Source organism: [Clostridium] citroniae WAL-17108, from assembly GCF_000233455.1.
In the GTDB taxonomy this organism is placed as follows: domain Bacteria; phylum Bacillota; class Clostridia; order Lachnospirales; family Lachnospiraceae; genus Enterocloster; species Enterocloster citroniae.
Genome location: NZ_JH376420.1, coordinates 1,940,053 through 1,966,272 on the forward strand (window position 1 = coordinate 1,940,053; position 26,220 = coordinate 1,966,272).

Genomic DNA, 26,220 nt, shown 5'->3' on the forward strand with positions numbered 1-26,220 from the left:
ATGGAAAGAGGGCCGTTCCTGGACATTTTTTCTGCAGGAGCCAAGTGGTTCAGGGGTCGGCCAAGTCTTATATCTCACTCCGTCACCCCGGCTTTTGCACATATATCTTCCAGACAACACTTCTCACAATGGGGCTTGGTCCGCGCCGTGCACACATCCCTTCCATGATAAACCAGCCTGTGGCAGAAATCGCTCCCCTCCTGGGCAGGTATCAGCTTCCACAGCGCCATCTCCACCTTTTTCGGATCCTTGATGCCGTCTACCAGGCCCATGCGGTTTACAAGACGGATGCAGTGGGTATCCGTTACAATGGCCGGCTTGCCGAATACATCCCCCATGATCAGGTTCGCGCTCTTGCGTCCCACCCCCGGAAGCTTCAGCAGCGCGTCAAAATCGTCCGGCACATTACCGCCATATTCCTCATGCAGGATCTTCATACAGGCACTGATATCCCTGGCCTTGCTGTGTCCCAGACCGCAGGGCTTAACAATACGCTCAATATCCGCCGCATCCGCTGCTGCCAGTGAGGCAACATCGGGATATTGGGAGTACAGGTCCTGTACCACCACGTTCACCCGGGCATCCGTACACTGGGCGGCCAGGCGCACGCTGACCAGCAGCTTCCATGCCTGATTGTAATCCAGGGTACACCCCGCATCCGGGTATTCCTTTTTTAAACGGTCCACGATCTCCAGGGCCAATTCTTCTTTTGTCATTCCATGCTCCTCCTTTGTACTGTAGTGTACTTCCGGAGACTCCGGGAGTACACTGTATGCTGCTATTCTATCGCAATTATATTTTGCGGGCAAGGACGAATGTTTTTCCCTGCGCCGGAATATACATAGCCTGATATGAATATCTTTGTAAATTCAGGAGGTTTTTGGATGTGTACAGCAATTACAATGCAGACCATGCAGGGGGATATTTATTTTGGGCGTACCATGGATTTTTCATTTCCCCTGGATCCGGAACTTTATATTTCGCCCAGAGGCTATGAGTGGAACAATATGCTCAAAACCCATAAGATCACCAACCGCTACCGCTTTATAGGCATTGGACAGGATATCTCACCCCTTGTTTTTGTGGACGGGGTCAACGAGATGGGGTTCGCCGCAGCTGTCCTGTATTTTCCCGGTTTTGCCAGCTATGATCCGGCCCCGGACCGGACTCAGGGGCCGGGAGTGATCTCGGTTGCCTCCCTTGAACTTGTTAATTTTCTTCTGGGAATCTGCAAAAACGTCAATCAGGCAGTCACCGTGCTGGACTCGATCCGCATTGTGGGGGAGGAGGACAGCATCACCAACACCGTGGCTCCTCTTCACTGGATCCTTACGGATCAGACCGGGGCCTGCCTGGTTGTGGAGAAGACGGTAGACGGCCTGTACCTGCTGGATAACCCCATTGGCGTACTTACCAACAGCCCGGGCTTTCAATGGCATATGACCAATCTGCGCAATTACATGAACGTATCGCCTTACCAGGAAAAGGAAGCTGTCTGGGACTCAGTGAGCCTTACCCCCTTTGGCCAGGGAGCCGGTACACTGGGACTGCCGGGAGATTTTGCGCCGCCCTCCCGCTTTGTGCGGGCCGCTTATCTGAAAAGCCATGTATCCGTTCCCTCCGGCCGGGAGGCGGCTGTCATAACAGGCTTTCACATCCTGAACAATGTCTCCATTCCCAAGGGGGCTGTGATGACTGACCTGGAAATTCCCAGTTATACCCAGTACACCGCGTTCATGAGCCTCTCAGATCAGGAATATTTTTTCAACACATACAATAACAGCCAGATCGAATCCGCAAAGCTGGTCCCCGATCACGACAGCGGCTCAGAGATCGTATCATTGGGAAAACTGAACCGGCCGGTTACTTTTGAATGCCGCAACTGCTGAGACACAAGCAGCTGTACCGTACGTTCTTTTATTTTAATTTAGGCAGGATATCCCCCAGGATCTCCATGGCATGATTCAGATCGGAAAGTTCTTCCTGTGTCAGCTTTTCCTCCATCATCCCGATAAATGCCGTGTTTTTCAGATAATACTCATCCAGGTAGGAAACCGCTTTGGGGGTCAGGCGTATCCACGTGACCCTGCGGTCCTCCTGGTTATGCACCCGCTCCACAAACTGGTTTTCACTCAGCCTGTCGACCAGTTTTGTGGCCTGCTGCTTCGGTACCTTCAACTGGCGGGCCAGTTCGGTCATGGTGGCTGTCCCGCGCATCTTCACTGTTTCCAAACAATAATACGTCTCCAGGCTCATCTCCCCGTTCAGGGTATCCTTAAACGGACGCACCAGTTTAGAATGCCAGACCGGCATTGCGATTAACAGATTTTGAACAAACTTCTCAGAAATTTTTCCTGCTCCCATTCCATCCTCCCCATTTGGGAAATCCCTTTTAAATACCCCATTCGGGAAATCCCTTCTGAATATTGACATTCTTTTACGGACATGATATTCTTATTAATTAGTAACCAAAGTATGACAATCATATTTAAATGACTTTTCTTTCCGATTATATAAATATATGAGTTCAAAGTCAATCCCTCCCCAAAACTCACCGCAGTAAACGGGGCATCCAAACACAGGACAACCAAAAAGGAGATACAGCCATTTATGAGCAGCCAATTAAAACTGCCCGGAATGATCCGGGAAAAATTCCGTTCCAGCACTCTCAATTTTATCTTTATCCTGGCTTATGTGAATCTGTTTTCATACATATTCGGCCCTGAGAACACCATTGTGGGCGTTATATTTACCATTATGATGTCCGCCTCCATGGTACGCGACCTGACCGCCACACCGCTGCGGCATCTGGTTACCCAGGCCCTGGTACTGGTCTGGATGGCCCTGGCCGCTTACTGGGTCAATGCCCTTCCCGCTCCCCTGTCCGTTTTCGTCCATTTTATCACACTGCTGGGTATTTTGTATGCATATACTTATGAATATTCCAGCCATATGTATTTTCCTTATATATTATCCTACCTGTTCCTTATCTTTATCTCTCCGGTCAGCGCAGACCAGCTTCCGGGCAGGATTGCCGGCATGTTGACCGGAGCCCTGTCCATTATCCTGTACCAATTGTTTATGGGAAGGAATCGCGTTCAGGAGACTGCCAGGGATGTGCTCAGTGAAATGATAGACAGCATCAGACTTTCCATTGCCTGCCGTCTGGCAGGAACTCCCAACCGGCCGGATCCCGCCGCCATGAGGAGCAAGCTGTGCCAGTTAAGCCGGATCGTGTACCAGCGCAGAAAAAAGGTGCTGTGTGTGTCCGATGCCAGCTTTTATATGATAGATGCAGGCCGCGGCCTGGAACACCTTCTGATCCTGGTCCATGAACTTCCCTCACAATTGTCCCTTAAGGACAGGGAGATGCTCCAGAATCTTTCGGACCGCCTTCAGACATTTTGCGCCTTTCTTCACCAGGATATCACCCTGATACCGGAACCGGACGCCAAGGATTTCTTTGGCCTTCTGGATGACAAGAGGGCGGGCCTGTTTTTTCACAGTCTGGAATACATCCGCGACAGGCTCCTCCATATGACGGATCCCCAGAACAGACAGCACTACCGCCCCACGGCCCTGTCCTTAAAGATGCAGCTGAGGACCGCTCTGGATCTCAGCCCTGTGCGTGCGGTATACGCCCTTCGCACAGCCCTGATCCTGGCCTGCGCCACCTTTCTGGTTCGGGTTCTGTCCCTTCCCCACGGCAAATGGCTCTTATTTACCCTGGCATCCGTATCCCTGCCATACGCTGATGATGTGCCTGTGAAGATCAAAAAACGTGTGCTGGCAACCATAACCGGAGGTTTGGTCTCCGTGGTCATCTACGCTCTGATTCCCTCCCCCCTGGGACGTACCGCTGCCATGATGCTGTCAGGTTACATTTCCTTTTATTTTTCAGATTACGCCCAGACGTTTGCCTGCTCCACCGTGGGCGCCCTGGGAGGCGCAGTGTTTATGGATGCCTTTGGGTTTCAGGCAGTGGGCAGCATCTTCCTCATACGCCTTGGCTATATATTGGCCGGGGCCGCTGCCGGATATATCCTCAACTGCCTGATCACTCCCTACCGCCGTGACAAGGCCACCAGGCAGCTTTTTCAAAAATACAGGGCCGTCACCCAGCTTTTGACCCGCGTCTGCCGTTCCCCGGAAGTGGACACCCAGCTGTATTATAACCTGGTCATCCAGGCCCATCTCCAGGAAGATAAACTGGTGCAGAATGCCCATCTGGAAAAATGGTCCGGCTTTTCCGATATTCTTGCCGGCTGCAGGGAGCAGGTTCGCAGTGCCCACCGGTCCCGGATCACGGAACGTGAAAATGCCCCGGTATTTGAACCCGGGCATCTGTCATAGGACCCCTGGGATCCGCACCGCAATTGATAAAACAGAATTCCCACAGCCGGTCATCTCCCTACCGTCTCACCGCCTGCCGCTCCTGTATTCCCCGGGAGTGGTATTTCTCTTTCTGCGGAACTGTTCAATATAATAACTGGCAGTATGGAAACCGCAGCTGGAGGCAACCATACTCACCGGCCAGTCGGTTGCCAGCAGCAGTTCCGTGCTTTTCAGGATCCGGTAATCCATGAGATAAGCGAAAATGGAGCATCCCATATACCTTTTAAAAAATCGGCAGCATTCATTCCTGCTGACATTGACCTGTCCGGCAATCTGTTCCAAAGTGATCTTTTCTGAAAAATGCTCATGTATGTAGGAGAGAATCTGCTTGATACGCTCATTGTCACGCCCTGTCATCACCGGGTCCGCGTCCGTGCCGGCCATCTCCCTTATTCTCAGGTACAGCTCCTTCCACAGGGAAAGCAGCGCTATGGTTATGTCCATCTCATACCCCTCCCCTTTCTTTCTGTACAGGTCGTAAACCGTTTTCATGGATGCCACGGCCTCCCTCTCCCACCCGTCCTTTCCCCAAAGGTACAGACAGGGCCTGTTCTTATTCTCCAGCACGGGATTTACATAGCGCCTGGCTATGACGCTGCCCCCAAAGCCTCTTAGCAGCGCGGGATCCACATCCATGCACACATAAACTCCGCCCTTTCCGTCTGCCGGCGTTGCCATGTGCAGGATATTGGAGGAAATAAAGATCCCCTGATCCTTTTCCAGAACCACCTTCTGATGGTTTATGTGAAAGCACACCCTTTCGCCGACCACATAACAAAACTGGATCTCCTCATGCCAATGCCATGGGACATAACCCAGAACATTTTTCTCCAGATCCGTTTCATAGACCGCAATGGGAAATTCGCTGGTGCCATGATGAGTGATCTCCCTCTGGTCACTGTTGATGGGAATGCTGTAGACCTGCATGGCATTTCACCTCCCTGTTTCAAATACTGTCTATCAGTTAAACTTCATTATATGACTCGGTCCATTATTCCGTCAATATAGTTATATTTTATCCATATATTATGACACAAAAAACAATAAAATCTTAATATAATGAAATCATCAAGGACTTCTGACTTAAACCGTGTAAAGGAGGAAACTATGGAAACTAATCTGAACGTACCGGAAAATATGGAACAGGATCTGGTGGGATTGATCGCAGAATCCATACGGACCAGAAGCTATTCGGATGAGGAGGGGAATCTGGCACATCTGATCAGGAAACACATGGAAGGCCTGGGCTATGACCTGGCAGAGATCGATTCTGTTGGAAACGTAGTGGGGCGGATCGGAAACGGAAAAACCATCATACACTTTGACGGCCATATGGACACGGTCCAGGTCAATGACGCCGACCAGTGGCAGGTGCCGCCTTTCTCAGGAGAAATCGTGGACAACGCCATCTGGGGAAGAGGATCGGTGGATATGAAATCCGCTCTGTGCGCCGCCCTGTACGGCGCTGCCCTTGCAAAGAAAATGGGATATCTGGAAGACAAAACCGTCTACGTCACGGGAACTGTGTGCGAAGAATACTGTGACGGCGAGAACCTGAAACATTTTTACAGGGAATATGACCTGAAACCTGATTACTGCATTATCTGCGAACCCTGTGACAATGTGATCACCTTAGGCCATAAGGGCAAAGCCCAGATCCGCATCATCACCCATGGCATATCCGCCCACGGGTCAGCTCCGGAAAAAGGAAAGAACGCAGTCTATGAAATGGCGGAGATCATCAGCCGCGTGGACCGGCTGAACCAGGAGCTGTCCCGCAGGGAAGGCCCTCACGGGACCATTGTGCTCTCCGACATATCCTGTGTCAGTGCATCCCTGAACGCTGTCCCCAGCCAGTGCAGCATTTACCTGGACCGAAGGCTTGCCTGGGGAGAGACACTGGACCAGGTGAGAAAAGAAATGGACGGGCTGATAAAGGGCAAGGACGCCCACTGGGAAGTGGGGACCCTGCACCACACCTCCTGGAACGGAGGCCAGCTGGACTATGAACCCATGCACGATCCATGGAAAATAGACAAGGACAGCCATCTGGCCCTGGCCCTGCGCAGGGCATATACCTGCATTTACGGCAGGGACCCGGATTCCTATGACTTCTGGGATTTTGGCACCAATGCCATCACCCCCGTTGCAATGGGCATTCCCACCATTGGATTCGGCCCGGGAGAATATAAGCTGGCACATATGAGGGATGAACACTGCGATTTACAAAAGATCAAGGACGCGTTCCGCATCTACACACAGTTGATCCGGGAACTTTGATCCGTCTCTTTACGTTCCTTATATATCAAAGACGGCCGTCCCTGCCAATGCACAGGAACGGCCGCCTCTCTTTTTATGATTCTTGGCATCCTCTATCATATGATAACCTGGCAGATCAGTCGGCAGGCTCACTTTCATCTGATGTATTTCCCCTGAGCTGAAACCTTTCAATCAATTCCCTTAAAAGCATTGCCTGTGCGGAAAGTTCCTCACTGGCCGCCGCACTTTCCTCTGCCGTAGCTGAATTGACCTGGACCACATTTGATATCTGCTCAATACCCTGGGATAACTGGGTCACGGATTCAGCCTGTCTGCTGGTGGAAACAGATATTCCCTCCACTGCGCCCACCACCATCCTGACTCCCTCCTCCACATTCTGCATGGATCTGGCAGTATGGTCTGCGATCCTGGTTCCGTTTTCCACGGCTCTCATGGAGCCGTTGATCAGATCCGCCGTATTCCTGGACGCCTCGGCGCTTTTGGTGGCCAGATTTCTCACTTCCCCTGCCACCACAGCAAATCCCTTGCCTGCCTCCCCCACACGCGCTGCTTCCACAGCCGCATTAAGCGCCAGGATATTGGTCTGGAACGCAATGTCCTCAATGGTCTTTATGATCTTGGATATCTCACGGGAACCGGAACGGATCTCCTGCATGGCTGCAAGCATGTCCTGCATCCTGCGGTTGCTCTCCGCCGCTTCCCTGCCCACAGCCTCTGCTCTCTGGCTGGCATCCGCGGCGCTGTCCGCATTGGCAGTGATCTGCCTGGATATCTCCCCTATGCTGACCGCCAGCTCCTCCACTGTTCCCGCCTGCTCCGCCGCCCCCTGGGCCAGGGCCTGGGCGCCTGCCGCCACCTGCTCGGAACCATTGCTTACCTGCTCCGCAGAAATGCCGATCTGCCCCAGTGTTTCGTTCAGGGACTGCACAATCCGTTCCAGGGCTTCCTTTATAAACCTGAAGTCGCCGATGTATGTTCCTTTTACCCTAAGGTCCAGGTTTCCGCCGGATATCTCCTCCAGTATATGAGAAATATCCCCGATCATATCCTTTAATGACCGGGTGGATGAACGGATGCTGTCTGCCAGACGCCCGATCTCGTCCTTTCCCCATACTTGGATATCCCCCTGCAGATCACCCCGGGAAAAGTCCTGCATCCTGCCGCTTATATCGGCAAGAGGCCTTGTTATCCTGCGGATCATGCTGATGATCAGCACGACCAGGGCCGCCAGTATAAGGATAGATAAAAAGGCCATAACAGCGATCAGCTGGTTGCGGGTTGCATTGATCTCAGACACGGGAAGGGTTGCCAGCGCCAGCCAGTTTGTGGTCCTGCTGTTTCTGAACATGGCCGTGTATCTGATTTTTCCATAGCTGAAATCCGTTACGCCGTTGTAATTGGCCTGGACTTTATTCTTATAGTCGTCTGATATATCCAGCTCCGTTACATTCCGTCCTATTGCAGTGGGATCCTCGCTGTATATGTAGTCGGAACGATTAGAGATCAGTTCCAGATACCCCCGTTCCCCTACCTTTATCCCGGACAGCAGTTCGGACAGATTGCTCACATACACGTCAACCCCCATGAATCCGGCCGCTTCCTGTCCGTTGTCAAAAAACACAGGAGCCACCACGGAAACGATCTGTTCTCCCGTGGCCGGATCCCTGTATGGATCTGATATAAAAGGCTCTCTGCCGGACAGAACAGGCTCATACCATACGGTATCCTTAAGCCCTGCCTCCACCACCTCACCGCCGGAAAGCAGATACCGGTCCGTCCTGGCATCGGCTGCCCAGGCCTCCGCCACCATCTCATCCCCCATCTTTTCCAGGACCATGGACAGGAGTTCCTGTATCTTTTCCCTGTCCTCGTACCCCTCTATATCCTGAGGCACGGATACCGCCTGAAAATATGCCTGAAGGTCATCATTGTTCTCAAACATGCTGACAACCGCCAGCTTGCTGCTGAAAAAATCATCCACAATGGACACCGCATAGTCGGTCTGGACATCCAAAAGCTTGTCATTCAGAGATGAAATGCTTCGGACGGACAGAATACACGAGACAACGATCAGGAGGACCAAAAACGGAATCAACACCACCGTGACCCGCAGGCTGATCCTGAATCCAAGGGACTCCTCCCACCGCCTTACCGCCCTTTCTTTTACTGTCGCCGGCTGCTTTAAATCATTCCCCATATCATTAACCCCACTATCCTGTCAACTGTTAAGAACTCATAAACACATTATATCATTATTCCAATAAAAGGCAATGATAATGGGAAAGTCAGCCTATCACCACACCCGGTATTCCTCCAGGCTTTCATCCAGGCATTCATCCAAGTTATCCCTTTCCTACTTCCATATACCGGACTGTTCCCTCATCCGTCTCAAAATCCCCTCTCTCACTTCAGCCCCGGCAAATCCTGCTTCCACAGCCATCTCGTTCATCCGGATCAGATCCTTCTGGGTCAGCCCCATCCGGCCGGTGATCAGGGCTGCTTCCCGCTCCAGATCCGTATCCGACACCATCATATCATCCGTGTTATAGGTCACCCTGATCCCCCTGGCGTAAAACTCCTTCAGGGGATGGGCCTCAATACTCTCCGCCGCCTTTGTCTGAAGGTTGCTGACAATACACATCTCCAGGGTGATATTCTCCCGTTTCAGCAGGTCCATACACGCCTCAGAGCGGATGGCCGCGCAGCCGTGACCGATGCGCCGGGCCCCGTAGGACACTGCCAGCGCTACATTTTCGTAATCCCCACATTCTCCCGCATGGATGGTAAACGGTACGTCCGCCTGATAGATCCGTCTGAACATCCCTTCAAAATGCTTCATGGGCACCAGCCCTTCAGGCCCTGCGATATCGGCGCCCACAACACCCTTTCCCAAATACGCTCTGGAAAGCTCCAGTGTCTCCTCATTGTCCCCATCGCTGCCGTTTACCATGGCGCAGAGCAGGACCCCTGCATACATACCGCTCTCCCGGCTGCCTGCCTGTACCCCTCTGACAACGGCCTCCACCGCCTGCTCCTGGGTCAGCCCCTTCTGTCTGTGGAGCTGCGGGGCAAACCTGATCTCCGCATACACCAGCCCCTGGGCGGCCAGGCGCTTTACCAGGTCGCAGGAGGCCATTTCCAGGGCATCCTCCGTCTGAAGAAGGATGCCCGGCAGATCAAAGCAGCTTAAATACTCAGCCAGGCTGGCGCAGTCATCTCCCACACACAACAGCTTCTTTAAATCCTTTCCCTCCAGGTCATATCCGATCCTCTCTGCCAGGGTCCTCACCACATCCATGGACAGGGAGCCGTCCAAGTGGAGATGTAAATCTGTTTCCATTCGTCTCATTTTGTGTACCTCTCTCATGCTTCTGTTCTATCACATTTTTCTCTGCTATACCAATGATCCATACAGCATATTTAAGAATCGTTCTGATTCTAATCATAGCATAGCGAAAAGTGGGGGGCAACAAAAAAATTACTCATGCCTGGCTTCGATGAATGCCTCCCTGTTGCACCCCCCCCCCCATACCCGGCCAGACTGACGCCCGGCCTCCTAGAGCCAAGGGGCGGCAGAGGACAGCCCTCCCCAGGATCAAGAAAAAAGACAGCCGCCTCTACGATCACTCAATCGCAAAGGCGGCTGCCTCCATTTAGTTTCAAGCTTCCAATTGTCATGGGATCATTTATGGATGGATGATCCCCTGGACCTCATCAGAGTCCACATTCTTGCTGTCCACCAGTACAACACCGGTATCAATGGTCTTATCCTCCACAGTCTGGCCGTTTGCCAGCTCCACTGCTGTCTTTACTCCGTCATACCCCATAAAATACTGTCTCTGGACAACAGAAGCAACATCATATTCATTGCTGCGGATCATGGTTTCGATCTCTGCGGAGAAGTCAAATCCTACCATGGTGATATCCGTGCGCTTGGATTCTGTCAGCCCTGTTACAAAACCAACCGTGGAACCGTTGTTTGGACCAAATACCCCCTTCAGATCAGGGTAGGTGGTGATAAAGTCCTGGCAGAAACCAACCGCCTTGCTGATATCGCCTTCATTTACCTTGATGTCGTCATTGAGAACCACCCATTTTTCAGGGGCATTGGCTTCCCAGTACTCGTTAAAGCCCTTTACCCTGTCGTTGATGGTCTGGGAGCCGGTGGAGCCTACCTGGATGGCGATCTGTGCTGTCTCATCCTCGGAAAGGCCCTTTGCCTTTAATCTTCGGATCATTTCCTCCGCTGCAGTTTTCCCAGCCTCCACATTGTTGGTCAGAAGGGCTGCGCTGTAGTTATCGCTCTTTGTAACCGTGTCCACCAGCACAACCGGAGTGCCTGAATTGTATGCCTCTGTGATAGGCGCATCCAGGGAAACACTGTCCAGAGGCGCTATGACGATCCCTGCCGCCTGGGCGGATACCGCGTTCTGGAGAAGGGTCAGCTGGCCTTCAATATCAGACTCCAGAGCGGTTCCCACAACCACCACCTTGCATCCCAGGTCCTTGCCGGCCTGCTCTGCACCGGCCTGGAGGATACTCCAGTACTGGTTTCCCAACACCTTAACGATCACATAAATAGTCTTTTCACTGTTATCCGTTATCGGGGTTTCACTGCTTCCCGCCTCTGACTGTGCCCCCTGCGCCCCTGACTGAGCTCCCTGCGCCTTTGTGTTTTCCTTATCCGCAGGGGCTGCCGTGGTATCTGCCTGGGTGTTGGAGGCCGTACTGCTCCCGCACCCTGCCAGTGTTGATGCTGCCAATGCTCCTGCCATTAAAACCGCTGCTAATTTTCTCATTATGATCCTCCTGCTATTCTTGTGCACTCTCGGAGTCTCCCCGGCACCCATCTTTGCGGCTGATTTCCCGCCAGCCGCATACAAATTTATTCAATATACACACCGCGTACACCTCATAATTTTATGCGCAACTGACAAAAAATCATCTCGCAAATCTGAGTACCAAAAGATCCGGATAGTACACTCTTATTTTTGTTTTGTCTATCTCTACGGTTTTATTTGCTCAAACCGAAAAAGCGCTTGATGGAATTCAGGTTCCCGCCTTTATTTGCTGTCTGTGACGCAACAGCAATAAGGAGTATGAAGCCTACGATCACCTGCTGCCAGAAGGAATTGACTCCATTCAGGTTCAGGCCGTTTCGGATCACGCCCATCATCAGAGCTCCGATCACCGTGTTCAGGATCGTGCCCTCGCCTCCCAGGATGGAGATCCCTCCCAGAACCGATGCCGCGATCGCCTCCATCTCATATCCGTTTCCGGCAGTGGGCTGGGCGCTGGAGAGACGTGAGGCAACCAGAATACCGCAGATGGCTGCTGACAATCCGGAGATGCAATATGCAAACATACGCGTCTTTACCGCATTAATGCCTGACAGTTTTGCCGCCTCCAGGTTGGAGCCGCAGGCATAGATCTGACGCCCGATGCGCATCTTTGCCAGGACGATCCCCAGTATGACGGCATATACCAGGGTTATGATCACGCTGTAGGGAAGACCGTCCCCTCCGATCCTTCCGCCTCCCAGCACATAGAACTGCTTTTGGACCGCCTCAGACGGAATATTGGTGGTGTAAAGAGGAGCGCCGTTCACCAGTACATTGGCCATGCCCCTGTACACCCACTGGGTTGCAAGGGTTGCCACAAACGGCACCACACCCAGGATCTCAATAAAAAATCCGTTCATGATCCCGGTACAAACTCCCATGGCCAGACAGAGGACGATACATACCCCCAGCGGCAGCCCCTGGGTCAGCAGGCTTACCATGATGATGCCGGACAATGCCATGGATGCACCGGCGGACAGATCATTTCCCCCGCAGACCAGACAGAAGGTTAGTCCGCACCCGATAATGGTGTATGTAACGATCTGCTGCAGCAGATTTTGAAGATTGGCCGGGGCCAGGAACTTATCCACCTGGAGCACGGAGAATAATAGGAACAGCCCTGCAAGAATGCCAAAGGAATAGATCGCCCTTCTGGTGGCAGCATTTAATTTGCCAAAGGACCCGCTGCCTTTTTTGCCCTTTGCCTCATTTTCCTGTTTTACTTTTAAATCCGCCATACTTACGCTCCCTTTCCCTCTGCCCCTGCTGATAATGTGGGGGCTGGTTTTCCTTCTAATTTGTTATATCCGGCTGCCAGGTACAGGATCTGTTCCTGGGTGGCCGTCTTTGCATCCAGCTCGCCGTTGATCTCTCCCTGATGGATGACCAGTATCCTGTCACTCATCCCAAGGATCTCAGGCAATTCCGATGAAATCATGATGATCGCCACTCCCTGGTCGCTGAGCCTGTTAAAAAGCTCGTATACCTCGTATTTTGCTCCCACATCGATTCCCCTTGTGGGTTCATCCACGATCAGGACCTTTACATCATTGCACAGCCATTTGGCAAGCACCACCTTTTGCTGGTTGCCTCCTGAAAGGTTTTGGCACAGCTGATGGATACTGGGCGTCTTGGTGCGCAGCAGATCCACATATTTTTCCGCGTTCACGGTTCCCGCCTTGTCATCTATAAACCCAAAATGGGTGATGCTGGGAAGATGAGCCATATTGGTGTTATATTTTACATCCAGGCCAAGGGCCAGCCCGTCCCTCTTTCTGTCCTCTGTCGCATAACCGATCCCATGTTTTATGGCCTGGATCACGGAATTGATCTTCACCGGCTTTCCCTCCAGGCTCAGTTCCATATGGTCTGCCCTGTCAGCTCCGAAAATACACCGCATCAGTTCGGTACGCCCTGCTCCCACCAGACCGGAAATGCCCAGTATCTCCCCTTTTCTCACATAGAAATAACCGGCGTTTACCTTGTTCCCCCTGCGCACATTCCTGGCCTCCAGCGCCACCTCCCCCAGGGTCCGCACATATTTGGGGTATTTGTCCTCCAGGGAGCGTCCCACGATCATGTTCACCAGCTCATCCATGGTGATATCAGCCAGGTTCCTGGTCCCTATGTACTGGCCATCGCGGATAATGGTGACCCGCTCACAGATCTGGTTCAGCTCAGCCATCCGGTGGGAGATGTAGACCATGCCCACTCCCTTTTCCTTCAGCCTGCGTATAATCCCAAACAGCTGCTCGATTTCCCTCTCTGTCAGTGTGGCCGTGGGCTCATCCAGCACCAGTATCTTTGAGTGGAAACTGATGGCCTTTGCGATCTCCACCATCTGCTGTTTTGCAATGCTCAGACTACCCACATGGGCGTAGGTATTCAGATCAATACCCAGGTCATCCAGTATTTTTTGGGCTTCCTCATGCATCCTCTTATCATCGATAAAAAGTCCCTTTTTGTGGGCTCTTCCAATAAAAATGTTGTCCGCCACACTCAGATGCCCGCACATGTTCAGCTCCTGCATGATAATGCTGACTCCCAGTTCATGGGCCTTTGCCACGGAGTCGATCACCACCTTCTGGCCCTCAATGTAGATGTCCCCCTCATCTGCCCGGTACACCCCTGAGAGTATCTTCATCAGCGTTGACTTTCCGGCGCCGTTCTCACCTACAAGCCCAAGGACCTCCCCCTTATTTACAGTGAGGGATACCCGGTCCAGAGCCTTGACCCCGGGGAAGCTTTTGCTGATCCCCTCCATGCGAAACAGCTCCTGTTCCATATCCCGTTCTCCTTTCATCTTTCCTTCTGCTTTTCTTCCGCCTGAGGCTCCCGCCTCTTTTGGCAGTGTGTCATAACAGTCATTCTTTCCTGCACAGTGTTGTGTTTCATAACTCAATTATAGCCTCGCCTGTTTTCCATTTATATCGTATCTTTTTATCATCCGTAGTAATTTTTTAGCTTTTTATTATGTATTATATACAAAAAAATCATCTAATAAATAAGTTTATTAGATGATTTTAACACTATCTTAACGCATATTCATTTTTCTTATCAGAGTTTCTGAAGCAGCTCCATCCTGTAATCCGAAGGGTTCATGCCGGCCAGCCGCCTGAATACCTTGGTGAAATAGTTGTTGTCCGGATACCCCACGCGGATGCCCACATCCTTCACATTCACATTGGGCTGGCAGAGCAGCTTTTTGGCTTCATTGATCCGGTACTCCGCCAGATAGGATGTGAAGTTCTGGCCAAACTGCTGTTTGAACATCTTGCAGAAATAGGGATCGGAATAATTCACTGCCTTTGCCGCATCATGCATGGATATCTCATACATATAATGGGTTCGTATATACTCCTCCACCATGGAAACCATCAGGGACAGGCGGGTACACGACTCATCATTTTCCTTTTCCTGATCCGGTTCGTCCACCAGACGCAGAGTGAAGGGCAGGATCTCACCAGACGCAGTTTCACCAGCCCCAGTCCCACCGGCCCCATCCTTTCCGGCCGCTGCTTCTGCTCCGGTTCCACCGGCTCTATCCCCACCGGCTCCATCCCCGCCGGCTCCATTTTTTCCGGCCCTCCATGTCCGGTACCGGTCCGCAAGGTGCAGGGCTTCCCCTGTCACGTGAATGATCTCCCGGCTGGAATATGGCTTTAAAAGGTATTCCATGGCCCCCACGGAAATGGCACTCCTGGCATACTCAAAGCGGTCATAGGCGGTAAGGAAAATGATGCAGCATTCCGGGTGCTCCCTGCGTATGATCTTTGCTGCCTGGATCCCGTTCATCCCCGGCATACCGATGTCCAGGATGATCACCTGGATCTCTTCCCGCCTGGCTAACTCCACTGCCTCATGACCGTTCTGGGCCTCATAGATGGTACACTGTTCCCCAAACTTTTTCTGGAGCATTTTCTTAAGAACCATACGCTCGATCAGCTCATCCTCTGCAATCATTAAACCGGCCATTCCCCAATCCTATTCCTTCCTTTTTCCAAATTCCATCTGGACCACGGTGCCGCAGCCCTCCCTGCTGTCAAGCAGGATCCTGCCCTTATCATAATAAGCGGTGATCCTGCGGTAAATATTGCCCAGTCCGATTCCCAGCCGCTTTCCCCTCAATGTAGATGCCTCCTGCAGTTCCCTCAAGTGCTTTCCGGGAATCCCCGCTCCCGTGTCCGCCACCGAGATCCACAGCAGTTCTCCTTTTTCCCGGATCCGTATATAGATGGCGCCGCCCTCCTCCTGATCCGCTATGCCGTGGATCACTGCGTTCTCCACCAGGGGCTGGAGCAGGAACACGGGCACCTCCCTTTCACAAAGATCCCGGCTGCAGTCCACGCTCCAGCGTATCCTGCTTCCAAAGCGCATACGCTGTATGTACATGTAATCCTCCACCACCTTAAGTTCCTGTCCCAATGGCGTAAAGGCATTGGTGGTTCTCAGGCTGTACCGCAAAAGATTGCTCATGGCCACCAGCATTTCTTCGGTAACAGGCGCATCCTCCGCCTGGGACATGCGGGTGATCATGTTCAGTGTGTTAAAAAGAAAATGGGGATTGAGCTGGCTCTTGATCAGCTGGAGCTGAGCCAGTGAAAAACGCTGTTCCAGCTGTGTACGTTCAAGTTCCTGACAATGCAGCTGTTCCTCCATCTTTCTTTTTTCCTCTGCCGCGGCAAAATAACGCTCCGTGGAATGCTTCATCTTGTTAAATGCACTGACCAGCTGTCCGATCTCATCCCTTCCGGCCCAGACCACATCAGCGCCTGAAAAATCATTGCGCTCTATTTTCCCGGATGAGGACGCCAGGTGTACCAATACCTTTACAATGCTTCCCGTAATAAAGCGCAGCATGGCCACTAATGCGATGAATGCCGTAATGCTGATCAGCACCAGCACAAGAGGCATCCGTCTAAGGGACGGCACCTGGGCCTCATAGTAGCTGTTTCCTTCTGTGAGGACTGCCCTTGTAAGCCTCGATGCGTAAGTGTTCAGATACCCCTGCATGCTGTACACCTTGTATAGCTCCCTGATATACCCATCCTCATCCGCTTCCATGGCAATGACTTTTTTCTTCTGCTTCTCATATTCGCCATAGCTGTTGCGGATGCTCCATGTGATGGCGTACCTGTCCCTTCCCACCTGGTTATAGTCAAAGGGCAGTTGTTCCAAATACGCCAACGCACGCACGCCGGAATCCTTATAAGCCTGTTCGCTCTCCAGATTTCTCTCCCCGATCAGCCTGGCAAAACAGGCGGCTTCCTCCTCCAGGGCATCCTGGAACTTATAGCAGGACAGATTGTCATCCATGATCTCCTGTCCATGATCCACAAAATAATACACTACTATCAGGTTAATATAAATGGAAGCCGCCATCATCACAGCCACGCTTGCAATGATTACAGACAGCTTCCTTCTCAGGGTCATATGATACCAGATATCCACGACCCGGCTTATGGTCTTCCCCACCCTGTCCGCTCCTTTTCACCTGAATCAGCCCTGATCCATCAACAGGCTCTCAGGTTACTATAAGAAAAAGGCGGAACTGTGTCAATAAGCCTTCCTAAATCTGAACGGAATCTTAACTACTCCGCCTCCCTGTAACAGATCCGCACACAGCATCCTGTGAGCACGGCCGCAAACAGTGCGGAGACTGCCATGGACGTCCAGTTAACGCTGCCTCCAAAGGAAAGCCCCCGTATCAGCCGGGTGGTATGGGTCAGGGGCATGACATTTACAAGCCGCTTCAGGGCCTGGGGAATCCCCTCCAGAGAAAAGAAGGTTCCGCACAGAAAGGACATGGGGGTAATTACAACATTTGTAAAGTTATTCATATCATAGTGGCTCCGGATCACCATGGCTGCCAGGAATCCCAACGCTGAAAAGATCCAGGCGTTCAGGACCACCGCTGCCAGGAGCCAGCCATTATATACAAGACCCGCCCTGGATACCAGGCCAAGCAGCAGGATAAACACCCCTGAGTACATTCCTCTCAAGGCCCCTGCCAGAATATGCCCAATAGCAAGGAGATACATCCGCGTGGGGGAATAGAAGTAACACTCAAAGCTTTTTTCATGGAGACGCATGACGCTGATGCGCGTGGAAACAGAGGTGTAGCTGTTGCGCATGGTGGTCATGGCCAGAAGCCCGGGGATCAAATAATGGAGGTAGGGCTGTCCGTCCACATTCACCATGCCCCCCAGCCCCATTCCAAAGGTGACAAAATACAGCAGCGGGGAGACCATCTGTGAAAATGTCACCCGCCAGAACCTCCGCTTTAAGAACAGCCACTCTCTCCAGAGGATCGTTGTTATTTCCATCCCTCCACCTCCTTGCTGGTGTAATGGAAAAACACATCCTCCAGCGTGGAGGGAAGCACGCTGCAGGGAACATCCAGCTGTCCGGCCCGGGCCTTTGCCCCTGACAGGTCAGTAAAAAACTCGGCCTCCATCCGTTCCCCGGTGTCATATTCCACCTTGAACCTGCCGATCTGCGCGATCAGCGCCTCCGGCGTATCCTCCCTAAAGATCCTGCCCCCGTCAATGAGCATCACCTTATCACACAGGTGCTGTGCCTCCTCTATATAATGGGTGGTGAGCACAATGGTCTTTCCCTCCTTGTGCTGCACATGGAGAAAATCCCAGATATCCCGGCGGGCCTTGGGATCGATTCCCACCGTGGGCTCATCTAAGAACAGATACCGGGGATCGTGGATCAGGGCTTTTGCGATCATCAGCTTGCGCTTCATCCCTCCGGACAGTCCCTGAACTACCCGTCCCCTGACACTGTCCAGTCCCAGGAACGCCAGAAGCCGGTCCGCGGCAGCCGCAATCTCATTCCTTCTCATGCGGTAAAGGCGCCCCGCAAACTCCATGTTCTCCTCCACGGTCAGCTCCTTGTCCAGATTTACATGCTGGCTGGTGACGCCGATCACCTGTTTCACCCCTATGGCATTCCGGTCCATAAGCCTGTTGTCAAACTCCACCGTGCCCGTATCCGGCGCCAGAAGTCCGGTCATCATGCGCATCAGCGTTGTCTTCCCCGCTCCGTTAGGTCCCAAAAGCCCCAGAAATGTTCCGTCCGGCACCTGGAAGGAGATTCCATCCACTGCCTTCACATCCCCAAACCCCTTATGCAGATCATTGCATACGATCATTGACTCACCTTCCCTGACGCTTGATAATGACCGTGGACAGGTATGGGATCTCATACTGCTCCAGTTCTGCAAAATCCGTCACCAGACGCTCCTCACCCGTACCAGATTTGGTCACCAGTACAAAGTGGTCTTCCAGATGATTCTCCCGGATCGCCTGAAGCAGCGCCTGCTGGTTGGCGGAAGGCTTCATCAGCACCACATTGTCATGTTCTCTCAGGATCCTTCCAAGATCTTCGCTGCTGTTTTCCCGTACCGGAGCCACCACCAGATCCTCATCCCAGGCCACCAAAGGCATCTTCATGGAATCAGCCACCGCACAAAAAGAGGTGATGCCCGGCACCACCTCCACCTCCACACCGGCCTGTTCTATATAGGGCAGTGTATACATGAATGTGCTGTAAACAGCCGGATCTCCCAGGGTGATAAAAGCCCCAATCCTGTTCCCGCTGAGACATTCGGCGATCTGCGCGGCATTCTCCTTCCACATTTCCTGCAGCCGGTCCCCATGGTAATGCATGGGATACACAAGATTAACGATCTCCGCCCCGGCGTCTTTCAGCAGTCCTTTAATGATATCGTAGGCAAAACTGCCCGCGCCTTTTTTCTTTTCCGGGCAGAAGATCACATCCGCCTCACCCAGGATCCGATGGGCCTTTAATGTCAGCAGCTCAGGATCTCCCGGCCCCACGCCGATTCCGTATAATTTTCCCATTCTTAAGTCCCCTTTCCGTTTTTCATACCATGACATGGTATCATATCCGCCATGAAAGCGCAATTGGTTCCGGCCGGATCAATGGGATACCTGTCATCCGGTCTCTTCCACCATCCTCCATCCCAGGTAACGGGAAAGACTGCCCAGAAATGCATCCCGTTCAGGGGAGGCTTCATGGGATGTGACAATATCAATATAATTTGATCTCCTGCTGTCATAATCATTGCTGCTCCAGCCATCCCAGTCCTTTACACGCATGATCTGCAGGGCGCAGAAAAAGTTCCGCCCATGGTACGCCCCTGCAGATAACCTGGAAAAGAGCCCGGAATTTTCTATGTAAGCCTCAACATCATCAGTGGGCCATGTATTGGAGTAACAATCTGTGCGTATTGAAAAGTAGCGGTAACATGCAGACTCCATATTGCACCCTCTTTCACAAACTGATCAGATAAAACAGAACCTGTTTACAACCTAATTATATGATAATGGGCACACAATAATAGAGGGTATTTTATTAAGAATCTTTACTTTTTCTTTCCGGGCTTTCTTCTCAGCTTCAGTTCCAGGCCCCGCTCTGCGGCCCGCTCCTGGAACAGTTTCACCGCGTACACCGCCTTTTCCCTGACGGTCTCATCTTCCGCCGCCTCATGGCTTTCAAGATGGCCCATGATCTCCCGCAGATCCTGCAGTTTTAGGAGGTTGACCGCCACACAGAAAAATGATTTGCGCCTGCCGTCATTGTAACCGGCCAAAAGTTGTTTTAATATTTGTTCCTTTTCCTCCTGCTCCTCCCCATAGGCATCCCGGCCGATCTGAAGCACCTTTTCCAGATCCCTCCTTTTATTACGGTGGGTTATAAAGGAATCGTACTCCTCCGCCTGCTCATACCTGGCGCAGGGAAATTCTCCGCACTGGGAGCAGAACGTGACTCCCCCATGTGACAGGCTGCATCTTGCAATGGCGCAGGACTGGTTCCCCTCCCCGCCTCCGCAGCCCGGACAATACTGATCCATATACAGGGTGCACAGCCTGCAATTCAGTCCACAGAGGGACAGCCATGGATAATCCCGGTCAAATCCCTTCATCAGCAGCCTCCTTGATCCCCGCCGCTCCCTGAAGACCTCCGTATGCAGCCATCTTTGCATTTAATTTGCTGTAGATCCGCTCCCGCATCCACGGCTCCGAGGAGGCGCTGACCGCCTCCTCCGCGGGGAACCAGGCAACGCCGCTGTTCTCATCCTCCTTTGTGTGCAGAATTCCATGGTCATCCGCATCCAGAAGATAGGTGACGTTCAGGTGCAGATGGGAGGCAACATATGCCCCCCGCTTTACATGTCCGTCCACGGTCAGCACCTCTATGGAATAGATGGAATCCGTCACAGGCCGTATATCCGAAAGCCCGCTTTCCTCCACGGCCTCCCGGACAGCCACCCGCAGCAGATCCCGGTCCCCGTCCGCATGGCCTCCCAGCCAGGACCAGGAATCATAGATATTGTGATATGCCATCAGCACCCGGGTACGGTCCTGATTCACCACCCAGGCCGATGCGGTCATATGGGCCAGGCTGTTCTTTCGTGTAAATATATCCTCATCCTGTCTCAGACATTTGAGGATCAGCTTTTGGTCCATTTCCTCCTGCTCGTTAAAGGGATGATATGCTTCCATTTGTTCCAATAGGTCCATTTCCTCAACCTTCTTTCCACTCTTTTTGTATTTTCTGCCTTCCGGCATTGGTCTGGAATTATTGTAACACAAATCCTGTGATCAGGCCATGTCATTCAGACTGATCCCCTTTGTTGCCACCTTTTCCCTGAACGCCTGGTCATGCTCCACAAATATCATGGTCAGTCCATGGCTCATAATCAGCTCCTCTATCTGCATTCTGGAAAATACATCAATAAAATTCAGCGGCTCATCCCAGATATAAAGATGCGCCTGTTCGCAAAGGCTTTTTGCCAGCAGGACCTTCTTTTTCTGCCCTTCACTGTAAAACTGCATTTCCTTTGAAAAATGGTCCCTGGAAAAATCCAGCTTTCTCAGGATTGCCCGGAACAAGGTGGCGTCCAGTCCGTATTGCTCCGTGAACCTGCTGACACTCCCTGAAAGCCAGGAGGTATCCTGTGACACGTAGGATATGACAAGGCCTGACGCCGTGTGGATTCTCCCTGATAATACAAGGGGGTCTCCATCCCCTCCCACAATGGCTTTGATCACCGTGGATTTACCGGAGCCGTTTCTTCCGTCCAGGACAGCACGGTCTCCCTCCCTGATCTCCATGGTCAGATGTTCCAGGACCGGACCTTTTTCCAAGGCGTACCCAAGGGATACATCCTCCATGGACACAAGGACCTGTTTATGGTGGCGGAGTGGAATGATCTTCAGGCTTTCTGCTGTTTCCACATCCTTCAGCAGCTTTTCCTTGTCCTCCGCTGCTTTCTCCATCCGGCTCTCCGTTGATTTGGAGCGTTTCATCATCTTTGCCGCCTTATGTCCCACATACCCCCGGTCCGGTTTCAGCCCGCCGGTCTTGGTCCCTTTTTTTGTTTTCTCCACTGCGTCAGACCAGCGCTCCGTCTGCCTGGCCGACTCCCTCAGCCTCCCGATCTCCTTTTTCAGCTTTTCGTTCTCCTGAGCTTCCCATTCATCCCTTTGTCTCTTGTTATCCCACCACGTGGTAAAATTCCCCTGCACCACTTCAATGGTACTCTTATTCAGGGAAAGCACATGGTCAACACACTCATCCATAAACCTGCGGTCGTGGGATACCAGGATAAACCCCGATTTTTTGTTCAGGTACCGGCTCACAGCCTGCCTCGCCTCTGCATCCAGATGATTGGTAGGCTCATCGATCAAAAGGAAGCTGTGCTCTTTGGTAAATAATACCGCCAGCATGATCCTGGTGCGCTCTCCATTGCTCAGGGTGTCATATGGCCGGTAAAGCAGCTCCGGTTCCATTTCCATCAGGTTTATTTCCCTTAGCAGTTTCCACAGTTCATAACCGGGATCCATCTCCTCCACTATGTCAATGGTCATCCTGGACTTATCCTTAACCTGAAAGGGAAAATATTCAAAATGGACCGGAGCCGAAATGCTTCCTCTGTACTCATATTTTCCCATGAGCAGGTTGAGAAAGGTGGTCTTTCCCCTTCCGTTCCTGCCCACAAATCCCAATTTCCAATCCGTGTCTATGGCAAAGGAAACATCGCTAAACAATTCCTCGTAGTTTCCCTCATAATAAAATGTCAAATGATTTACCTGTATCTGCGCCATTCTTTTCATCCCTCCATTTCGATTTTCTCCAAGCAAAAAGGATGCAAGAATATTCCTGCATCCCTTACATAAGCTCCGAAGTCCGTCCCGGGTCCCATGATCTCAACCCGGATCCTGAAAAAACATGACAGCGGACCGCACATTCCCACCGGCAACACTTCTCCCGGCAGCACTGTGCGCCTGTATTATAAAGATAAAAGGATATATATTCCTGCATCGCATGGAAAAGCACCTTTGGGGCACGGCAGCCAGCGCCCCGTCCCCTGTAAAAGGAAGAAACATCTGCTGCACCATCTCCATGCTGTCTATGAAATTCATTATCTGCAAGAATACATTCTCATCCTTTCATCTCCCATCTTCTTATAATTGATCACAATTGTAACTATAACAGCACACCGAGCCGATGTCAACACCAAAAATACCTGGGATATTGCCGCCCGAGTTATTGGCGGCTAAGTTTTGCCCCTTTATCCATACCACCGCAGGACCGCTCCGGAAACGAAAAACAGCAAAAAGGAGCGGATGCTCCTGTAGATGATCTACGGTAGATGATCTGCGGTAGATGGTCTACGTTTGCAGCAGCCCCTTTTTATCAGGTGGTCAATTAGTTTTCAAAATACCAGGTCTCAACATTGTAGAACCACTCATCAGGAGCTACCACATAGTTGACCAGTTTTGGATTGTAGGCATAACCCTGGTTATAGAAGTACAGGACGAACTGAGGAGTCATCTCATTATCGTACTCACACCATGCCCCGTAATTGGCAGCAGCCTCTTCCATATTCTTGGAGGCAGCAGCCGCATTCAGCAGTTCAACCTCTTTGGGATCTTTATCCCAGCGGGACATCCAGGAGTTGGAACCGCCGTAACCCATGTTGGCACGGTAGGTAGCTCCCATGATCGCCATATCAAACTCAGCGGTAGAATCCTTAAGAGTTGCCAGAACCGTGTTGAAGTCCTGACCCACCAAGTCTACCTGGATCCCGGCAGCCTTTGCAAAGTTCTGGATAACCTGAACCAGCTCATCGTTGCTTCCGGTGCTGTACTGCAGGGTCAGAGCCAGGTTCTTGCCGTCCTTGTCAACAATGCCGTCACCATTGGTATCCTCATATCCGGCTTCCTTCAGCAGTTCCTGAGCCTTCTCAATGCTGTAATCATAGGTGTTCAGCGTGTCGGGATACACAGACAGGGATGGCTTCATCAAAGCGTTAGACAGGGACCCGTGACCGGCAACCAGTCCATCCACCATGGCCTGACGGTTCATAGCGTAAATGATGGCCTGACGGATCCTTACATCGCTGAGAATAGGATCAGTGGTGTCAAACACCAGGTAGGTGGCGTTGGTGTCAAGCTGCTCTGCAATAGGGATGTTGTTGTCCAGGAAGGTCTGGATACCATCAGGACGCCATGTTCTGACCTCGGTGACGTCAATGTCCCCGTTTACCAGCTCAGCCTGGCAGGTGTCTTTGTTGGAAACCTTAAAAATAAAGTTCTTGATCAGGGGCTCGCCCTTAAAGTAGTCAGGGTTGGCAACCAGCTTGACATACTGGTCGGGAACAAACTCCACAAATTTATAGGGGCCGGTACCCACAGGGTTCTGGAGCAGCTCGGTGGCATCGCCCCACTTTCCCACAGGGGTGCCTTCCCAAATGTGCTTTGCCAGTACAGGCTTGTCAATAAATTTCACCAGAGCATCCAGGTAAGGCGCCTTGAAGGTGAAGCTGACCGTGTAGTCATCAATGACCTTGATGCCTTCCACATGGTCGGCAGTGCCGTCATGGTAAGCGTCAGCGCCCAGCAGAGCGGCGGAAAACTCATCATAGCCCTTGCCAAAATCGGGATGGCAGGTGGTTTCATAGGTGAACGCCACATCCTCAGCAGTAAAAGCCTCACCATCATGCCACTTGATGTCTTTCTTCAGGTTGAAGGTGTACACAGTGGCGTCCTCGTTGATCTCATAGGAATCGCACAGGCTCTCAACATAATTGTCGTCAACATCTTTGGTCAGAAGACGGTCATAGACCAGGAAAACAACTTCGCGGTCATAGTTGGAGTACTGGAGGGTGGGGTGGAAAACGCCGGATGCCCCGGCCTTGGAGCCCCAAACCAGAGTATCCTTGGCAGAAACAGTTTCATCCGTAACCTCGGCAACCTTGCCGGTGTCGGTACCGACAACTGCAGCTGCGCTGCTGGAGGGGCTGGTGGCGGCTGGTGTGTCGCCGGCAGGCTTTTTGCTGCCGCAGGCAGCCATGCTCAGAACCATGGTAAGAGCCAGTCCAGTAGAAAGAACTTTTGTGATCTTCTTTTTCATAATCTTCCCTACTTTCAAAAATTTTTCTGAAGCCTTTGCGGATTAAGGAATCCGCCTATTGCTACTCTCCCGGGCTTTTCCCAAAGAGATGCTTCCAAAGGTTATTGCCGCATCAGCGGCATTTATCAATCCTGGGCAAAATAAACGTCCGGGTTCAGTACGCGCAGATCCTCAGGCAGGTAGATGCCGTCCTTGCGCACCAGCTCGCCATCGATCCACACCTCACCGCCGCCGTGTTCAGGCCGGTGGCTCTGGATCAGATCCCAGTGAATGCTGGACCGGTTGCCGTTGTCACGGCCCGGGAAATTGTAGCAGGCGCCCAGGGCCATATGCATGGATCCGCCCATCTTCTCGTCAAAAAGAGTCTCGTGTACAACACGCTGCACATAGGGGCTGGTCCCCATAGAAAACTCGCCTATGTAGCGGCAGCCCTCATCCAGGGAGATCTCCTTTAAGAAACGCTCTGTGTCATTGGCGGAAGCCTCCACCACCTTGCCGTCCTTAAAGGTCAGGCGCACATCGGTAAAGAGAAAGCCATTGTGCATGGAGGGAACATTGAAGCTGATGGTGCCGTTAACAGAACAGCGGTCAGGGGTTGAAGCAATCTCCCCATCGGGCAGATTGTGCTCGCCGGCAGCGATAAGAGCGGTAAAGCCCTTCAGGGACACGGTCAGATCCGTACCCGGTGCCACAATGCGTACCTGGTCCGCGGCCCTCATACGCAGGGCCATGGGCAGGGAAGCCTTCTCCAGCTTGTCATAATCCATGGTCATAAGATCAAAATAATAGTCGGAGAATTCGCTGAGGCTCATGCCCGCATTCTGGGCCATCCCATGGTTGGGATAAGTCAGGGACACCCAGCGCAGCCTGCTTTTGGCACGGCTGATCAAGCTTTTACAATACTTCGTGTACATGGTCTGCTTTTCCTGAGAGATCAGGCAAAACTCGCAACTGTTATAGGGAGCGGAGATGGTAACATGGCAGTCCATCTCATCCATAAGAACCACGCTGGGCTTAGCCATCAGCTCCAGCTGTTCTGCGGTGGCCCCCCTTAGGATGGCACGGCGGATGGTGGTCTGCTCCAAACTGACAAAGGGCACAGCACCACAGGCATATGCTTCCTCCACCAGAGCTTCTGCCAGCTTGTCGCCATCGTCCACGGCTGAGATCATCACCTTCTCACCTGGCTGGATCTTTAAACTGTGGCACATAACGGTAGAAGCGATCTTTTTAAATCTGGGATCCATAA

22 protein-coding genes are annotated in these 26,220 nt (G+C 52.1%); 3 read left to right on the forward strand and 19 right to left on the reverse strand.

What is annotated here, in order from left to right; translation table 11 throughout:
* Positions 1-74: 74 nt before the first annotated feature.
* Entirely contained in the window at positions 75-716 is a 642-nt protein-coding gene (locus tag HMPREF9469_RS08745) for an endonuclease III domain-containing protein (protein ID WP_007861062.1), read from the reverse strand.
* A 168-nt stretch (positions 717-884) separates the two neighbouring features.
* On the opposite strand from HMPREF9469_RS08745, the gene HMPREF9469_RS08750 reads away from it, so the two are divergent.
* Complete coding sequence (locus HMPREF9469_RS08750; RefSeq protein ID WP_007861063.1) at positions 885-1,889, forward strand: linear amide C-N hydrolase; 1,005 nt, start codon at positions 885-887, stop codon at positions 1,887-1,889.
* A 28-nt stretch (positions 1,890-1,917) separates the two neighbouring features.
* Here the strand turns inward: HMPREF9469_RS08750 and HMPREF9469_RS08755 are convergent, their stop codons facing one another.
* Positions 1,918-2,364, reverse strand: a complete 447-nt coding sequence (locus HMPREF9469_RS08755; protein ID WP_007861064.1) for a MarR family winged helix-turn-helix transcriptional regulator — start codon at positions 2,362-2,364, stop codon at positions 1,918-1,920.
* A gap of 246 nt (positions 2,365-2,610) precedes the next feature.
* Between HMPREF9469_RS08755 and HMPREF9469_RS08760 the strand changes: the two genes are divergently transcribed.
* Positions 2,611-4,353, forward strand: a complete 1,743-nt coding sequence (locus tag HMPREF9469_RS08760; protein ID WP_007861065.1) for an FUSC family protein — start codon at positions 2,611-2,613, stop codon at positions 4,351-4,353.
* A gap of 66 nt (positions 4,354-4,419) precedes the next feature.
* Here HMPREF9469_RS08760 and HMPREF9469_RS08765 read toward each other — a convergent pair whose 3' ends face one another.
* Positions 4,420-5,322 (reverse strand): AraC family transcriptional regulator, encoded by a 903-nt coding sequence (locus HMPREF9469_RS08765; protein ID WP_007861066.1) that lies wholly within the window; start codon positions 5,320-5,322, stop codon positions 4,420-4,422.
* Between the two features lie 180 nt (positions 5,323-5,502).
* Here HMPREF9469_RS08765 and HMPREF9469_RS08770 point away from each other — a divergent pair, with 180 nt between their 5' ends.
* A complete protein-coding gene (locus HMPREF9469_RS08770; RefSeq protein ID WP_007861068.1) occupies positions 5,503-6,675 on the forward strand; it encodes a YgeY family selenium metabolism-linked hydrolase in 1,173 nt (390 codons plus the stop codon).
* Positions 6,676-6,790: 115 nt separating this feature from the next.
* Here the strand turns inward: HMPREF9469_RS08770 and HMPREF9469_RS08775 are convergent, their stop codons facing one another.
* The 16 genes from HMPREF9469_RS08775 to HMPREF9469_RS08855 all read right to left on the reverse strand — a co-directional run bounded on the left by HMPREF9469_RS08775 (position 6,791) and on the right by HMPREF9469_RS08855 (position 26,218).
* On the reverse strand, positions 6,791-8,872 hold the full coding sequence (locus tag HMPREF9469_RS08775; RefSeq protein ID WP_007861070.1) for a methyl-accepting chemotaxis protein: 2,082 nt from the start codon (positions 8,870-8,872) through the stop codon (positions 6,791-6,793).
* A 156-nt stretch (positions 8,873-9,028) separates the two neighbouring features.
* On the reverse strand, positions 9,029-10,024 hold the full coding sequence (add, locus tag HMPREF9469_RS08780; RefSeq protein ID WP_007861072.1) for an adenosine deaminase: 996 nt from the start codon (positions 10,022-10,024) through the stop codon (positions 9,029-9,031).
* A 337-nt stretch (positions 10,025-10,361) separates the two neighbouring features.
* Entirely contained in the window at positions 10,362-11,474 is a 1,113-nt protein-coding gene (locus tag HMPREF9469_RS08785) for an ABC transporter substrate-binding protein (RefSeq protein WP_007861073.1), read from the reverse strand.
* 215 nt (positions 11,475-11,689) lie between these two features.
* Positions 11,690-12,754, reverse strand: coding sequence for an ABC transporter permease (locus HMPREF9469_RS08790; RefSeq protein ID WP_007861074.1), 1,065 nt, complete (start codon positions 12,752-12,754; stop codon positions 11,690-11,692).
* 2 nt (positions 12,755-12,756) lie between these two features.
* Entirely contained in the window at positions 12,757-14,301 is a 1,545-nt protein-coding gene (locus HMPREF9469_RS08795; protein ID WP_007861075.1) for a sugar ABC transporter ATP-binding protein, read from the reverse strand.
* A 272-nt stretch (positions 14,302-14,573) separates the two neighbouring features.
* Entirely contained in the window at positions 14,574-15,491 is a 918-nt protein-coding gene (locus tag HMPREF9469_RS08800) for a response regulator transcription factor (RefSeq protein WP_007861076.1), read from the reverse strand.
* Between the two features lie 9 nt (positions 15,492-15,500).
* Complete coding sequence (locus HMPREF9469_RS08805) at positions 15,501-16,991, reverse strand: sensor histidine kinase (protein ID WP_007861077.1); 1,491 nt, start codon at positions 16,989-16,991, stop codon at positions 15,501-15,503.
* Between the two features lie 116 nt (positions 16,992-17,107).
* Entirely contained in the window at positions 17,108-17,842 is a 735-nt protein-coding gene (locus HMPREF9469_RS08810; protein WP_007861078.1) for an ABC transporter permease, read from the reverse strand.
* The gene (locus HMPREF9469_RS08815; RefSeq protein WP_007861079.1) at positions 17,833-18,678 is read right to left on the reverse strand and encodes an ABC transporter ATP-binding protein; all 846 of its coding nucleotides are present in this window, start codon (positions 18,676-18,678) and stop codon (positions 17,833-17,835) included. The genes HMPREF9469_RS08810 and HMPREF9469_RS08815 overlap by 10 nt, the downstream gene beginning before the upstream one ends.
* 4 nt (positions 18,679-18,682) lie before the next feature.
* Positions 18,683-19,390, reverse strand: a complete 708-nt coding sequence (gene cobI, locus HMPREF9469_RS08820; protein ID WP_007861080.1) for a precorrin-2 C(20)-methyltransferase — start codon at positions 19,388-19,390, stop codon at positions 18,683-18,685.
* Positions 19,391-19,483: 93 nt separating this feature from the next.
* On the reverse strand, positions 19,484-19,810 hold the full coding sequence (locus HMPREF9469_RS08825; protein ID WP_007861081.1) for a hypothetical protein: 327 nt from the start codon (positions 19,808-19,810) through the stop codon (positions 19,484-19,486).
* A gap of 104 nt (positions 19,811-19,914) precedes the next feature.
* On the reverse strand, positions 19,915-20,475 hold the full coding sequence (locus HMPREF9469_RS08830; protein ID WP_007861082.1) for a DUF3795 domain-containing protein: 561 nt from the start codon (positions 20,473-20,475) through the stop codon (positions 19,915-19,917).
* Positions 20,462-21,073, reverse strand: a complete 612-nt coding sequence (locus HMPREF9469_RS08835; RefSeq protein WP_007861083.1) for an NUDIX hydrolase — start codon at positions 21,071-21,073, stop codon at positions 20,462-20,464. Before HMPREF9469_RS08835 ends, HMPREF9469_RS08830 begins: the two co-directional genes overlap by 14 nt.
* An 81-nt stretch (positions 21,074-21,154) precedes the next feature.
* Positions 21,155-22,660 carry a ribosomal protection-like ABC-F family protein gene (gene abc-f, locus HMPREF9469_RS08840; RefSeq protein WP_007861084.1) on the reverse strand — a complete coding sequence of 502 codons (1,506 nt, stop codon included), beginning with the start codon at positions 22,658-22,660 and terminating at the stop codon, positions 21,155-21,157.
* 604 nt (positions 22,661-23,264) lie between these two features.
* On the reverse strand, positions 23,265-24,971 hold the full coding sequence (locus HMPREF9469_RS08850; RefSeq protein ID WP_007861086.1) for an ABC transporter substrate-binding protein: 1,707 nt from the start codon (positions 24,969-24,971) through the stop codon (positions 23,265-23,267).
* 125 nt (positions 24,972-25,096) lie between these two features.
* Entirely contained in the window at positions 25,097-26,218 is a 1,122-nt protein-coding gene (locus HMPREF9469_RS08855) for an aminopeptidase (RefSeq protein ID WP_007861088.1), read from the reverse strand.
* Positions 26,219-26,220 lie beyond the last annotated feature (2 nt).